The organism is Streptomyces sp. NPDC004134 (assembly GCF_042874195.1).
GTDB lineage: Bacteria > Actinomycetota > Actinomycetes > Streptomycetales > Streptomycetaceae > Streptomyces.
The window spans coordinates 44,218-57,785 of sequence record NZ_JBIAMS010000029.1; the positions used below are offsets into that span (position 1 = coordinate 44,218).

The window sequence follows — 13,568 nt, forward strand, 5'->3', positions numbered from 1 at the left end:
TATCACCGCGAAGCATCCCCGGATGCGGGGGTGCCGACACGGCCCGCGGCGCGCCGGGGGTGTCAGAGCGCGGCCGATTTCAGCGGTACGGCCGCGTCGGCGGCCCGCTCGCGGTCCAGCGCGGCGCCGGCGTGGATCAGCTTGCGCCCCTGGGTGAGGTCCCGCGGCCGGCCCACGGCCAGCAGCGCGATGAGCCGGCCGGCGCGCAGCCAGCACACCGACCACGAGGAGCCGTGCGGGTCGCCGCGCCAGAGCAGCTCGTCGCGGTCCGTGTGGTGGCCGACGTACTGCACGAAGCGGCCGAACTGCTCGGACCAGAAGTACGGTACCGGGTCGTACACCACGCCCGGCGCGCCCGCGATGTCCGCCGCGACCGTCGTCGGGCCCTGCAGCGCGTTGTCCCAGTGGTGGATCAGCAGCCGCTCGCCGTAGCGCGCGGAGGGGAAGGACGCACAGTCGCCGACGGCCCAGACGCCGGGCACGTTCGTACGCAGCCGCTCGTCGGCCCGCACCGCCCCGTCGCCGCCCAGCCCGACGCCGGAGCCGGCGAGCCAGGCCGTGGTCGGGTGGGCGCCGATGCCGACGACGACGGCGTCTGCGGTCAGCTCCGTACCGTCGTCGAGGACGACCGCGACCGGGCCGTCCTCGCCGTCGCTGTCGACGCGCTCGACCCGGCGCCCCGTGAGCAGCCGGGCACCGCTCTCCTCGTACCAGGCGGCCATCGGCGCCGCGACCGCCGCGGGCAGCGCCGCCGCCAGCGGCTGCCCGGCGGCCTCCACGACCGTCACCTCGCAGCCCTGCTCGCGCGCCGCGGTGGTCAGCTCGGCGCCGATCCAGCCGGCGCCGACCACCAGGACCCGGCTGCGCCGCACCAGCACGGCGCGCAGCCGCGCCGCGTCGTCGAGGGTGCGCAGCAGGTGCACGCCGGGCGTGGCGCCGGCCGGGGCGCCGGGCAGCGGGACGGGCGCCGCGCCGGTGGCGAGCACCAGGTTCCCGTACGGCACGGGCCCGGCGTCCGTCTCCAGCACCCGCCCCGCGGTGTCCAACCGGTCGGCGTGCAGCCCCAGCCGGAGCCCGATGCCGTACTCCGCGAAGTCGACCTCGAACGCCGAGCCCTCGGCCTTGCCGAGCAGCACCGCCTTCGACAGCGGCGGCCGGTCGTACGGGTCGTGCGGCTCCGCGCCGACGAGCGTGACGGCGCCGGTGTACCCCTGCTCGCGCAGCGCGACGGCGGTCTGCACGCCGGCCATCCCCGCGCCGACGACGACGGTGCCCGCGGCGGGGTCGGCGGCGCGGCTGGGGCGGCTGGCGGCCCGGCCGGCGGGGCCGCGGTCCGGTTCTGCGTCGGTCACACCGATCACTGTATGCCGCACCCGTCGGCCGCCGCTCGCGCCGGGCCCGCTCGCGAGGCTCCCTTACAGCAGCCGGGCGTACGGAGTTAGGGTGGCCGGGAAGACTCGCGGGAGCCCGGCGCACCGGGCTGAGAGGGGGGCTGGCGGCCCCCGACCGTACGAACCTGATCCGGGTCATGCCGGCGAAGGGAGGGGCGAACGCGCCCATGCAGCCACGCGACACACCCCCGACGGAACCCACCACGACACCTCAGGCGGCGCCCGCGGCGGCACCAACGGGCGCGCCGCGCACGGCGGATGCCGCGTACGACGTCCTCGTCATCGGCGGCGGCGTCATCGGCCTGGTCACCGCCTGGCAGGCGGCCCGCCGCGGGCTGGCCACCGCCGTCGCCGACCCGGCCCCCGGCGGCGGCGCCGCGCAGGTCGCGGCCGGGATGCTCGCCGCCGTGACCGAACTCCACTACGGCGAGGAAGCGCTGCTGGCGCTCAACCTGGCGGCCGCGGAACGCTATCCGGACTTCGCCGCCGAGCTGGCGGAGGCGTCCGGCCGGGACATCGGCTACCGCCGCTGCGGCGCGCTCTCCGTCGCGCTCGACGCGGACGACCGCGCCCAACTGCGCGAACTCCACGGCTTCCAGCAGCGGCTGGGGCTCTCCGCGCAGTGGCTCAGCGGCAGCGAGTGCCGCCGGCTGGAGCCGATGCTCGCGCCCGGAGTACGCGGCGGGCTGCGCGTCGACGGCGACCACCAGACGGACCCGCGGCTGCTGACCGCGGCGCTCGTCACCGCCTGCGAGCGGGCCGGGGTCGCCTTCCACCGCAGCCTCGCGGTACGGCTGCGGCTCGCCGGCGCGGGCGCGGACGAGCGGGCGGCGGGCGCGGAGCTGGCGGACGGCACCCGGCTCGGCGCCGGGCAGACGGTGCTCGCCGCGGGCAGCCGCAGCGGCAGCCTGGCGGGGGTGCCGGAGGCGGTACGGCCGCCGGTGCGGCCCGTGAAGGGGCAGGTGCTGCGGCTGCGGATGCCGGAGACCGGGGCGCCGTTCCTGTCCCGTACGGTACGGGCCGTGGTGCGCGGCAGCAGCGTGTACCTGGTGCCGCGGGAGAGCGGCGAGCTGGTCGTCGGCGCCACCAGCGAGGAGCTGGGCTGGGACACCACCGTCACCGCGGGCGGCGTGTACGAGCTGCTGCGCGACGCGCACGAGCTGCTGCCCGGGCTGACGGAGCTGCCGCTCGTGGAGGCCGGCGCCGGGCTGCGCCCCGGCTCCCCCGACAACGCGCCGCTGCTGGGCCCCACCGCCCTGGCGGGGCTGCACCTGGCCACCGGCCACTACCGCAACGGGGTGCTCCTCACCCCCGTCACCGGCGACGCGCTCGCCGCCGTCCTCACCGGCGGCGAACTCCCCGACGTGGCCCGCCCGTTCGCGGCCACCCGGTTCGGCCGTACGCACCAGCAGCACGAAGGGCGGCAGCACCCATGACCGAGGACACCACGCGGACCCGCACCGGCACCCGAGCCGGCGCCCCCGCCGGCGCACCGACCATCACCGTCAACGGCACGCCCCGCCCGATCGCCGCGGGCCTCACCCTCGACGCCCTCGTCGCCACCCTCACCGCCGCGCACCGCGGCGTCGCCGCCGCCGTCAACGAGGACGTCGTACCGCGCGGCGACTGGCCCACCACCACCCTCGGCGACGGCGACCGCGTCGAGATCCTCACCGCGGTCCAGGGAGGCTGACCACCGTGACCAGCACCGCCCCCGCCCCCGTCCCCGCAGACCTCACCGGCGCGGACCCGCTCACCATCGCGGGCGTCCGCTTCTCCTCCCGCCTCATCATGGGCACCGGCGGCGCCAGCAGCCTGGACGCCATGGAGCGTGCCCTCCTCGCCTCCGGCACCGAGCTGACCACCGTCGCGATGCGCCGCGTCGACCCCGGCGTGCACGGCTCCGTGCTCGACGTGCTGCGCCGCCACGGCATCCGCGTGCTGCCGAACACCGCCGGCTGCTATACCGCGGGAGAGGCCGTCCTCACCGCCCGGCTGGCCCGCGAGGCGCTCGGCACGGACTGGGTGAAGCTGGAGGTCATCGCCGACGAGCGGACCCTGCTGCCCGACCCGGTCGAGCTGCTGGCCGCCGCCGAGACACTCGTCGACGACGGCTTCACCGTGCTCCCGTACACCAACGACGACCCCGTCCTCGCGCGCAAGCTGGAGGACGCCGGCTGCGCCGCCGTGATGCCGCTGGGCTCCCCCATCGGCTCCGGGCTCGGCATCCGCAACCCGCACAACTTCCAGCTCATCACCGAGGCCGCCGGGGTGCCCGTCATCCTCGACGCCGGCGCGGGCACCGCCTCCGACGCGGCCCTGGCGATGGAGCTGGGCTGCGACGCGGTGATGCTGGCGTCCGCGGTGACGCGAGCACAGGAGCCGGTGCTGATGGCGGAGGCGATGCGGTACGCGATCGCCGCGGGCCGGCTCGCCGCGCGCGCCGGGCGCATCCCGCGCCGGCACTTCGCGCGCGCGTCCTCCCCGGGGGCGGGCGTCGCGGAGCTGGGCCCCGGGAGCGGCCGGGACGACGGCCCGGGGCCGGACCCGGAGCGGCCCGCGTTCGCCTGAACTGCCCGGCCCCGTACCGGCACGCCATCGGGAACGTACTGCAGCACAACGGTGACGGGAACGCGTCCCTCACCTCGTAGACTGCGGTTCGTGGACACGACTCTGGACCCGTCCCCCCATCCGCCGGGAGGGTGGGGAGACCCCATGGTCGGGCAGATGCTCGACGGGCGCTACCGCGTCGACGCGCGCATCGCCGCCGGCGGCATGGCCACGGTCTACCGCGCGCTGGACACCCGGCTCGACCGGGTGCTCGCCGTCAAGGTCATGCACCCGTCGCTCGCCGCCGACGCCTCCTTCGTCCAGCGGTTCATCCTGGAGGCCAAGTCGGTCGCCGGCCTCGCCCACCCGAACGTCGTGGGCGTCTACGACCAGGGCACCGACGGCCCGCACGTCTTCCTGGCCATGGAGTACGTCCCCGGCTGCACCCTGCGCGACGTGCTGCACGACCGCGGCGCGCTCCAGCCGCGGGCCGCGCTGGACATCCTGGAGCCCGTGCTCGCCGCGCTCGGCGCCGCGCACCGGGCCGGTTTCGTGCACCGCGACATGAAGCCGGAGAACGTCCTCATCGGCGACGACGGCCGGGTCAAGGTGGCCGACTTCGGGCTCGTCCGCGCCGTGAACACCAACACCACCGCCTCCACCGGCGCCGTGCTCGGCAGCGTGTCGTACCTGGCGCCCGAGCAGATCGAGCGCGGCGCCGCCGACCCCCGGGTCGACGTGTACGCCTGCGGCGTGATGCTCTACGAGATGCTCACCGGCGCCAAGCCGCACGCCGGCGAGCACGCCGCGCACGTGCTCTACCAGCATCTGCACGAGGACGTCGAGCCGCCGTCCGCGGTCGTCCCCGGGCTGCCCGCGCAGTTGGACGACCTGGTCGCCGGGGCCGCCGCGCGCCGCAGCGAGGCGCGCCCCGCGGACGCCGTGGAGCTGCTGTCGGCCGTACGGAGCGCCCGCGCGCAGCTCACCGACGAGGAGCTGGACGCGGTGCCGCCGCAGGCCGTCGCCCAGGAGCGGGACGGCTCCGAGGACCGTACCGCCGTGGTGCCCAGCCCGGCGGCCACGCCGGCGCAGGAGCGGCTGAACGTCACCAGCGTGCTGGAGACCCCCGCCGCCGCACCCGCGGGCACCGCGGGCCACCCGCCCGGCCCGCCCGCGCCCGGTGACCGGCCCGGAACGGGCCGCCCCAAGCCGCGGCTTGGGCTGCTGGCGCTGCTGGCGGCGCTGCTCGTGCTCGGCGTCGGCACGGGCGTCTGGTACATCAACTCCGGGCAGTTCACCAAGGTCCCCTTCGTCCTCGGCAAGACCGAGGCGGAGGCGCGGAGCATGCTCTCCGGCGAGGATCTGGACGCGGACGTCAAGGAGGACTTCAGCGACACGGTGAAGGCCGGCCTCGTCATCCGTACCGACCCCGAGGGCGGCAACCGCATCCGCCAGGGCGACTCCGTGACCCTCGTGCTCTCCAAGGGCCCGGAGATGGTCGAGATCCCCGAGCTGTACGCGGTCCCGCTCGACGAGGCCAGGGACAGGCTGAGCGACGCCGGGCTGAAGCCGGGCGTGACCCGGGAGGCGTTCAGCGAGGAGCTGCCCGCCGGGCGCGTGATCAGCACGGACCCGGAGGATGGCGAGAAGATCAAGGCGGGCCGGGCGGTGGCGATGGTCGTCAGCCGCGGCGCGCCGATCGAGGTGCCGGACGTCGTCGGCGACGACCAGAGCGACGCGGCGGAGGAGCTGCGCGAGGAGGGCCTGGCGGTCGAGATCGCCACGGAGACGGTGTACTCGGAGGAGGACGCCGGCACCGTCGCGGAGACCTCGCCCGAGCCGGGCACCGAGCTGGGCGAGGGCGACAAGGTCACGCTGACGATCTCCAGGGGCCCCGAGCTGCTGGAGGTACCGGACGTGGTCGACATGAGCGTGGACGAAGCCGAGCAGACGCTGGAGGACGCCGGTTTCCGCGCGGACGTGAACCAGATCTTCTTCGGCGACTCCGTCTGGCGGCAGTCCCCTGGCGACGGGGAAGAGGCGCCGCGCGGCAGCGAGATCACCCTCTGGGTCAGGTGACGTGTCCTCCCGTACGCCCGCTGAACCACGCTCCGGCCGGCCGGCCGCCCAGGTCCGCAACCCCGTCGGCAGCCATGTGCCCGTCGCCGGCGGGCTGGCCGCGAAGGGCCTGGCCCACGCGCGCAAGATCGGCGCGGAGGCCGTCCAGGTCTTCGTCGCCAACGCCCGCGGCTGGGCCACGCCGCCCGGCGACCCGGCGCAGGACGAGGAGTTCCGCAGGCGCTGCGCCGAGGACGGCATCCCGGTGTACGTGCACGCCCCGTACCTGATCAACCTCGGCTCGCACACCCCGGCGACCGCGGCGAACTCCGTCGCCTCGCTGCGGCACTCGCTGCGCCGCGGCCGGGCGATCGGCGCCCTCGGCGTCGTGGTGCACACCGGCTCGGCGACCGGCGGACGGCCCCGCGAGACCGCGCTCGCGCAGGTACGGGAGCTGACCCTGCCGCTCCTCGACGAGCTGGGCGACGACCCCGACGCGCCCGAGCTGCTGCTGGAGCCGACCGCGGGGCAGGGCTTCTCGCTCTGCTCCCGGCTGCCGGAGCTGGGTGCCTATCTGGACCTGCTGGACCGGCACCCGCGGCTCGGCGTCTGCCTGGACACCTGTCACGTCTTCGCCGCGGGCCACGACCTGGCGGCCAGCGGCGGCGCGAAGCAGGTGCTGGACGAGCTGGTGGAGGTGGCAGGACCGGGGCGGCTGCGGTTGCTGCACGCGAACGACTCCAAGGCCGCGGTGGGATCGCGCCTCGACCGGCACGAGAACATCGGGGCGGGGCAGATCGGCGCCGAGGCGTTCCGCGAGCTGATCCGGCATCCGGCGACGGCCGGGGTGCCGCTGATCATCGAGACCCCCGGCGGCGGGCCGGAGGGCCCGAAGGCGGCGGCGGACATCGCGCTGCTGAAGGAGCTGCGGGAGCCGGCGGGGCCGTAGCGGGGCCCGCGGGAAGGGCTAGAGGTCCGGGCCGTCGCCCGGTTCCTCCTGGTACGAGTAGCGCTGCTCGCGCCACGGGTCGCCGACGTTGTGGTAGCCCCGCTCCTCCCAGAAGCCGCGGCGGTCGGCCGTCATGTACTCCACGCCCCGCACCCACTTGGGGCCCTTCCACGCGTACAGGTGCGGCACCACCAGGCGGACCGGGAAGCCGTGCTCGGCGGTCAGCGGCTCGCCGTCCTTGTGCGTGGCGAAGATCGTCCGCTCGTCGGCGAAGTCGGCAAGACGCAGGTTGGAGCTGAAGCCGTACTCCGCCCAGACCATCACGTGCGTGACCTCGGGCGCGGGCGGCGCGAGCGCCAGGAGCGTACGGGCCGGCACCCCGCCCCACTCGGCGCCGAGCATGCTGAACTTCGTCACGCAGTGCAGATCGCCGACCACGGTCGCGTACGGCAGGGCCGTGAACTCGTCGTGCGTGAGGGAGCGCTTCGCGCCGTCGGCGGTGGCCCCGAAGATCTGCAGCTCCCAGCGGTCGGGCTTGAACCGCGGCACCGGGCCGTAGTGCGTCACGGGCCAGCCGCGCTGCAGCCGCTGGCCAGGAGGCAGGTCCCCCTCGTGGCGCTCCGACTGACCCATGACCCCATGGTGGCAGACGCTTGCGCATGGTCATGACCGGGGGCGGGCAGGCCCGGACGAGGGCAACCCGGATAAGCCTGCACTTACTGGATCGTCCGGGCCCCGGGTGCGAAGATGCGCCCTGACCTGCCCGACCCACGCGGAGAGGAGTCCCGGCTATGCAGGGCGACCCCGAGGTGCTGGAATTCCTGAACGAGCAGCTCACGGCCGAGCTGACGGCGATCAATCAGTACTTCCTGCACGCGAAGATGCAGGAGAACTTCGGCTGGACGAAGCTGGCGAAGTACACCCGGTCCGAGTCGTTCGACGAGATGAAGCACGCGGAGATCCTGACGGACCGCATTCTGCTGTTGGAGGGGCTGCCGAACTACCAGCGGCTCTTCCACGTCCGGGTCGGGCAGACGGTCACCGAGATGTTCCAGGCCGACCGGCAGATCGAGGTGGAGGCGATCGACCGGCTGCGCCGCGGGATCGAGCTGATGCGCGCCAAGAGCGACATCACGTCCGCGAACATCTTCGAGGCGATCCTGGAGGACGAGGAGCACCACATCGACTACCTCGACACCCAGCTCGACCTGATCGAGAAGCTCGGCGAGGCGCTCTACATCGCGCAGCAGATCGAGCAGCCGGACTGAGCCCTGCGGGTACGTGCCGGGGTCAGGCGGCCTCGGGCACCAGCGCGGCGCCGACCTCGGCCGCGGCTTCGGCGGCCGCTTCGAGGGCGATCGCGGCATCCACGGTGACTTCGGCGTCGACGGTGGCCGGGACGTCGGCCGTGACCGCGTTCTCCGCGGTCACCTGGCTCCCGGCGGCCATCCGGCTCCCGGCCGCTACCGGTGCCGCGCTCTCGCCGGCCGGCTGCCTGCCCTCCAGCCGCTCCCGGCGGGCGCAGTCCGCGCCGCGGCCGAGCAGCGCCTGGATCCGGCGCACGCACGAGCCGCAGTCCGTGCCCGCCTTGCACTCCGAGGCGATCTGGCGGGGGGTGCAGCGCCCGGCCGAGGCGTGCGCGCGCACCTGCTCCTCGGTGATGCCGAAGCACGAGCACACGAACACGCGAAACCCCCGGTCCCGGACGATTAGGTAATCCTAACCTTACCCGGGGCGGGGGTCCCGTGAAAGAGCCGTCCTGCCGTGACGTGCGTTACGCCGCGGCGGGACCGCTCACTGGTCCCGGTACATCTCGGCGACCAGGAACGCCAGGTCGAGCGACTGGCTGCGGTTGAGCCGCGGGTCGCACGCCGTCTCGTAGCGCTGGTGCAGGTCGTCCACGAAGATCTCGTCCCCGCCGCCCACGCACTCGGTCACGTCGTCGCCGGTCAGCTCCACGTGGATGCCGCCCGGGTGGGTGCCGAGCGACTTGTGGACCTCGAAGAAGCCCTTGACCTCGTCCAGCACGTCGTCGAAGCGGCGCGTCTTGTGGCCGGAGGCGGCCTCGAAGGTGTTCCCGTGCATCGGGTCGGAGACCCACGCCACCTGGGCGCCGGACGCCGTGACCTTCTCCACCAGCGCGGGCAGCCGGTCGCGTACCTTGTCGGCGCCCATCCGGGTGACGAACGTCAGCCGGCCCGGGATCCGCTCCGGGTCGAGGCGGTCGATCAGCGCGAGCGCCTCCTCCGGCGTGGTCGTCGGGCCCAGCTTGACCCCGATGGGGTTGCTGATCCGCGAGGCGAACTCGATGTGCGCGTGGTCGAGCTGGCGGGTGCGCTCGCCGATCCAGACCATGTGCCCCGAGACGTCGTACAGCTCGCCGGTGCGCGAGTCGGTGCGGGTCAGCGCCGACTCGTAGTCGAGGATCAGCGCCTCGTGCGAGGAGAAGAACTCGACGGTCTTGAACTCCTCCGGGTCCACGCCGCAGGCGTGCATGAAGCTCATCGCCCGGTCGATCTCGCGCGCCAGCGCCTCGTACCGCTGGCCGGAGGGCGAGGAGCGGACGAAGTCCTGGTTCCAGGCATGCACCTGGCGCAGGTGGGCGTAGCCGCCGGTGGTGAAGGCGCGCACCAGGTTCAGCGTGGCCGCCGAGGCGTGGTACATCCGCTTCAGCCGCTGCGGGTCCGGCGTGCGGGACTCGGGGGTGAACTCGAAGCCGTTGACCGAGTCGCCCCGGTAGACGGGCAGGGTGATGCCGTCGCGGGTCTCGGTGGGCTTGGAACGGGGCTTGGAGTACTGCCCGGCGATCCGGCCGACCTTGACGACCGGGACGGACGCGGCGTACGTGAGCACGGCGCTCATCTGGAGCAGCGTCTTCAGCTTGTTCCTGATGTGCTCGGCCGAGACCGCGTCGAACGCCTCCGCGCAGTCACCGCCCTGGAGCAGGAAAGCCTCGCCCCGGGCGACGGCGCCCAGTTGGTCACGCAGTTGGTCGCACTCGCCGGCGAAGACCAGCGGCGGATACGACTGCAGCTCGGCGGTCACGTCGCGCAGAGCCGCGGGGTCCGGCCAGTCGGGCTGCTGCGCCGCGGGCAGGTCGCGCCAGGTCTGGGGGATACCGGCGGCGCTCGTGGCGGGTTCGGCGTTGACAGTCACGGATCCAAGATTACGGGTTCGCCCGCACTGTCCCGGCCGGTGACCGACAGATGAGACGGAGCAGACAGTGAGCGGTCGGACGCGCCGGGGTGGGCTGCGGTCGGCTAGGGTGTCCGCCATGTACGCGCTCGATGCCCGCACCTGGTGGTGGCCCGTCCGACCGGCGGCCACCTGATCGCGCGTACCCACGAAGACTCCGCGAAGGCCGCCCGAGGGGCGGCCTTCGGTGTTTCCGCGGGTCGGTCCCTCCGTCGCAGGAAGGAACGACCCGTGCAGCATCCCCCCAGGTCACGCCCGCAGAACCGGCCGGAGGACGGGGACGGCGAGCCCCGACCCGCCGCCCAGGACCCGGTTCAGGACCCGGCTCCCGACGAGCGGGTTCAGGACCCGGCTCCCGACGCCGCTGCGGCCGCCGCCGCCCTGGTCCGCCGGCTGCTGGCCGACGGCGCGCCGCCGTTCGCCGTCCTCCGCCGCCGCACCCCGGGCCGCCCCGGCGCGCCCGTCGAGGTCCTCCTCGGTGCCGTCCACGAAGTGGACCGGCTCGCGGACATCCCCGACAGCCCGGCGCCCGGTGCCGTCGGTGCGCTCGCGCTCGTGCCGTACCGGCAGATCCGCGAGCGCGGCTTCGACGTCCGCGACGACGGCACGCCGCTGGCCGTGCTCGTCCCCGACGAGGTCCACGAGCTGCCCGCCGCCGCCCTGCTCGGCGCCCTGCCCGAGCACGGCGTCCGCGTCGACGGCGGCGGCTTCGACGTGCCGGACGAGGAGTACGCGGGCATCGTCGGCCGCGTGCTCGCCGACGAGATCGGCACCGGCGAGGGGGCCAACTTCGTCATCCGCCGCACCTACGAGGGCCGCGTCGACGGCTTCCGCGCCGCCGACGCCCTCGCCCTCTTCCGCCGGCTGCTGGCCGGCGAGCAGGGCGCGTACTGGACCTTCGTCGTGCACCGCCCCGGCGTGCGCACCCTCGTCGGCGCCAGCCCCGAGGTGCACGTGCGGATGACCGGCGGCACCGTCGTGATGAACCCCATCAGCGGCACGTACCGCTACCCGCCCGGCGGCCCCGGCAGAAGCGGACTGCTCGCGTTCCTGCACGACGCCAAGGAGATCGAGGAGCTCTCCATGGTCGTCGACGAGGAGCTGAAGATGATGTGCACGGTCGCCCGGGAGGGCGGCGTGGTCGTCGGGCCGCGGCTGAAGGAGATGGCGCACCTGGCGCACACCGAGTACGAGCTGCGCGGGCGCACCGCCCTCGACGCGCGCGACGTGCTCCGCGAGACGATGTTCGCCGCGACGGTGACCGGCTCGCCCGTGCAGAACGCCTGCCGCGTCATCGAGCGCTACGAGGCGGGCGGCCGCGGCTACTACGCCGGCGCCCTCGCCCTCCTCGGCCGCGACGCCGGCGGCGCGCAGACCCTGGACTCCCCCATCCTCATCCGCACCGCCGACATCGCCGCGGACGGCCTGCTGCGGGTGCCCGTCGGCGCCACGCTGGTCCGCGGCTCGCGGCCGGCCGACGAGGTCGCCGAGACCCACGCCAAGGCCGCCGGGGTGCTCGCCGCGCTCGGCGTACGGCCCGCGCCCCCGCGGCCCGCGGGCGGGTCCGGGCCGCGCTTCGCGGCGGACCCGGAGGTGCAGGCGGCGCTGGCGGCCCGCAGGACGCACCTGTCGCCGTTCTGGCTGCGCATGCAGCAGGTGGGGGACGCGGGCGCAGCGGCGGGACCGGTGCCCGGGCGGGTGCTGGTGGTCGACGGCGAGGACACGTTCACCGCGATGCTCGCCCACGTCCTGCGCGCGTCGGGCGCGGAGGTGGACGTACGCCGCTTCGACGCGCCCGGCGTACGGGACGCGGCGCTGGCGCACGAGGGCCCGGTCGTGCTCGGTCCCGGCCCCGGCGACCCGGCGGACACCGCGGACCCGAAGATGCGCTTCCTGCGCGGGCTGGCCGGCGAGCTGCTGGCAGGCCACGGGCACGGCCTGCTCGGCGTCTGCCTGGGCCACGAACTCCTCGCCGCCGAGCTGGGGTTGCCCCTGGTCCGCAAGGACGTGCCGTACCAGGGGGCGCAGGAGGAGATCGACTTCTTCGGCCGGCCGGAGACGGTCGGCTTCTACAGCACGTACACCGCGCGCTGCGACGACGCCGCCGCGGCCGCGCTGGCGGCGGCGCGCGGCGTCGAGCTGAGCCGCGACCCGCGCAGCGGCGACGTGCACGCGCTGCGCGGGCCCGGCTTCGCCGGGGTGCAGTTCCATCCGGAGTCGGTGCTGACGCTGGACGGCGACCGGCTGCTGCGGCAGTTGCTGGCGGCGGTCCTGGTACGGGGCTGAGGGTGCGGGCCGGCGGCGGGCGCGGAGCGGGCCGCCGCCGGCCCGCACCTTGGCTCAGCCGAAGAAGACGCCGACCTCCTCGTACAGCTTCGGGTCCACGGTCTTGATCCGCGCCGTGGCGGCGGCGAGCGGCACCCGCACCACGTCCGTGCCCTGGAGGGCGACCATCTTGCCCCAGTCCTCGTCGTGCACGGCCTCGATCGCGTGCAGCCCGAAGCGGCTGGCCAGCCAGCGGTCGTACGCGCTGGGCGTGCCGCCGCGCTGCACGTGCCCCAGGACCGTCGTGCGGGCCTCCTTGCCCGTGCGCCGCTCGATCTCCTTGGCCAGCCATTCGCCGACGCCCGACAGCCGGACGTGGCCGAAGGCGTCCAGGGACTCGTCCTTGAGCACCATGTCGCCGTCCTTGGGCATCGCGCCCTCCGCCACGCACACGATGGGCGCGTAGCTGGCCTTGAAGCGGGAGGTCACCCAGCCGCAGACCTTCTCGACGTCGAAGCGCTGCTCGGGGATGAGGATCACGTTCGCGCCGCCGGCGAGCCCGGAGTGCAGGGCGATCCAGCCGGCGTGCCGTCCCATCACCTCGACGACGAGGACGCGCATGTGGGACTCGGCCGTGGTGTGCAGCCGGTCGATGGCCTCGGTCGCGATGTTGACCGCGGTGTCGAAGCCGAAGGTGTAGTCGGTGGCGGAGAGGTCGTTGTCGATGGTCTTCGGGACGCCGATGACCTTGATGCCGTACTCGTCCGCGAGCCGCTGGGCGACGCCGAGGGTGTCCTCGCCGCCGATGGCGATGAGGGAGTCCACCTCCAGCTTCGCCATGTTCTCCTTGATGCGCTTGATGCCCCCCTCGACCTTGAGGGGGTTGGTGCGCGACGACCCGAGAATCGTTCCGCCGCGCGGCAGGATGCCGCGGACGGCGGGGATGTCCAGGGTGACGGTGTCGGCCTCCAGCGGTCCGCGCCAGCCGTCCCGGAAGCCGGTGAACTCGTACCCGTACTCCTGGACGCCCTTGCGGACGACGGCCCGGATGACCGCGTTGAGCCCGGGGCAGTCACCGCCACCGGTCAGTACTCCTACCCGCATCACAGGTTTCCCTTCTGACGGTCGTGACCCCGCTGCAGCAACGCTAACGGTGATCC

At 74.4% G+C, this 13,568-nt stretch carries 12 protein-coding genes and 1 riboswitch; of the genes, 7 read left to right on the forward strand and 5 right to left on the reverse strand.

Features of this window, described 5'->3' with window-relative positions; genetic code table 11:
* Nucleotides 1-62: 62 nt before the first annotated feature.
* Nucleotides 63-1,361, reverse strand: a complete 1,299-nt coding sequence (locus ACFYVJ_RS29165; RefSeq protein ID WP_388897618.1) for an NAD(P)/FAD-dependent oxidoreductase — start codon at nt 1,359-1,361, stop codon at nt 63-65.
* Between the two features lie 88 nt (nt 1,362-1,449).
* Nucleotides 1,450-1,560: riboswitch (TPP riboswitch) on the forward strand.
* Between ACFYVJ_RS29165 and thiO the strand changes: the two genes are divergently transcribed.
* The 5 genes from thiO to ACFYVJ_RS29190 all read left to right on the forward strand — a co-directional run bounded on the left by thiO (nt 1,559) and on the right by ACFYVJ_RS29190 (nt 6,948).
* Nucleotides 1,559-2,827: a glycine oxidase ThiO gene (thiO, locus tag ACFYVJ_RS29170; RefSeq protein ID WP_388897621.1), complete on the forward strand. Its 1,269-nt coding sequence runs from the start codon at nt 1,559-1,561 to the stop codon at nt 2,825-2,827. It overlaps the preceding riboswitch by 2 nt.
* Entirely contained in the window at nt 2,824-3,084 is a 261-nt protein-coding gene (gene thiS / locus ACFYVJ_RS29175; protein WP_388897624.1) for a sulfur carrier protein ThiS, read from the forward strand. The genes thiO and thiS overlap by 4 nt, the downstream gene beginning before the upstream one ends.
* 5 nt (nt 3,085-3,089) lie before the next feature.
* Nucleotides 3,090-3,962: a thiazole synthase gene (locus ACFYVJ_RS29180; RefSeq protein ID WP_388897627.1), complete on the forward strand. Its 873-nt coding sequence runs from the start codon at nt 3,090-3,092 to the stop codon at nt 3,960-3,962.
* A gap of 144 nt (nt 3,963-4,106) precedes the next feature.
* Complete coding sequence (gene pknB / locus ACFYVJ_RS29185) at nt 4,107-6,020, forward strand: Stk1 family PASTA domain-containing Ser/Thr kinase (RefSeq protein ID WP_388897776.1); 1,914 nt, start codon at nt 4,107-4,109, stop codon at nt 6,018-6,020.
* Between the two features lies 1 nt (nt 6,021).
* Nucleotides 6,022-6,948 (forward strand): deoxyribonuclease IV, encoded by a 927-nt coding sequence (locus tag ACFYVJ_RS29190; protein ID WP_388897630.1) that lies wholly within the window; start codon nt 6,022-6,024, stop codon nt 6,946-6,948.
* 18 nt (nt 6,949-6,966) lie between these two features.
* Here ACFYVJ_RS29190 and ACFYVJ_RS29195 read toward each other — a convergent pair whose 3' ends face one another.
* Nucleotides 6,967-7,581 carry a sulfite oxidase-like oxidoreductase gene (locus tag ACFYVJ_RS29195; protein ID WP_388897633.1) on the reverse strand — a complete coding sequence of 205 codons (615 nt, stop codon included), beginning with the start codon at nt 7,579-7,581 and terminating at the stop codon, nt 6,967-6,969.
* A gap of 158 nt (nt 7,582-7,739) precedes the next feature.
* Here ACFYVJ_RS29195 and bfr point away from each other — a divergent pair, with 158 nt between their 5' ends.
* Nucleotides 7,740-8,216, forward strand: coding sequence for a bacterioferritin (gene bfr, locus ACFYVJ_RS29200; protein WP_101424999.1), 477 nt, complete (start codon nt 7,740-7,742; stop codon nt 8,214-8,216).
* Nucleotides 8,217-8,238: 22 nt separating this feature from the next.
* On the opposite strand, the gene ACFYVJ_RS29205 is transcribed toward bfr, so the two are convergent.
* Together ACFYVJ_RS29205 and ACFYVJ_RS29210 are read right to left on the reverse strand one after the other, a co-directional pair.
* Nucleotides 8,239-8,634 carry a bacterioferritin-associated ferredoxin gene (locus ACFYVJ_RS29205; RefSeq protein WP_388897636.1) on the reverse strand — a complete coding sequence of 132 codons (396 nt, stop codon included), beginning with the start codon at nt 8,632-8,634 and terminating at the stop codon, nt 8,239-8,241.
* A gap of 108 nt (nt 8,635-8,742) precedes the next feature.
* Complete coding sequence (locus tag ACFYVJ_RS29210) at nt 8,743-10,104, reverse strand: class II 3-deoxy-7-phosphoheptulonate synthase (protein ID WP_101424997.1); 1,362 nt, start codon at nt 10,102-10,104, stop codon at nt 8,743-8,745.
* Nucleotides 10,105-10,524: 420 nt separating this feature from the next.
* Here ACFYVJ_RS29210 and ACFYVJ_RS29215 point away from each other — a divergent pair, with 420 nt between their 5' ends.
* Complete coding sequence (locus ACFYVJ_RS29215) at nt 10,525-12,429, forward strand: anthranilate synthase family protein (protein WP_388897779.1); 1,905 nt, start codon at nt 10,525-10,527, stop codon at nt 12,427-12,429.
* Nucleotides 12,430-12,483: 54 nt separating this feature from the next.
* Here ACFYVJ_RS29215 and ACFYVJ_RS29220 read toward each other — a convergent pair whose 3' ends face one another.
* Nucleotides 12,484-13,512, reverse strand: a complete 1,029-nt coding sequence (locus ACFYVJ_RS29220; protein ID WP_101424996.1) for a 6-phosphofructokinase — start codon at nt 13,510-13,512, stop codon at nt 12,484-12,486.
* Between the last annotated feature and the right edge of the window lie 56 nt (nt 13,513-13,568).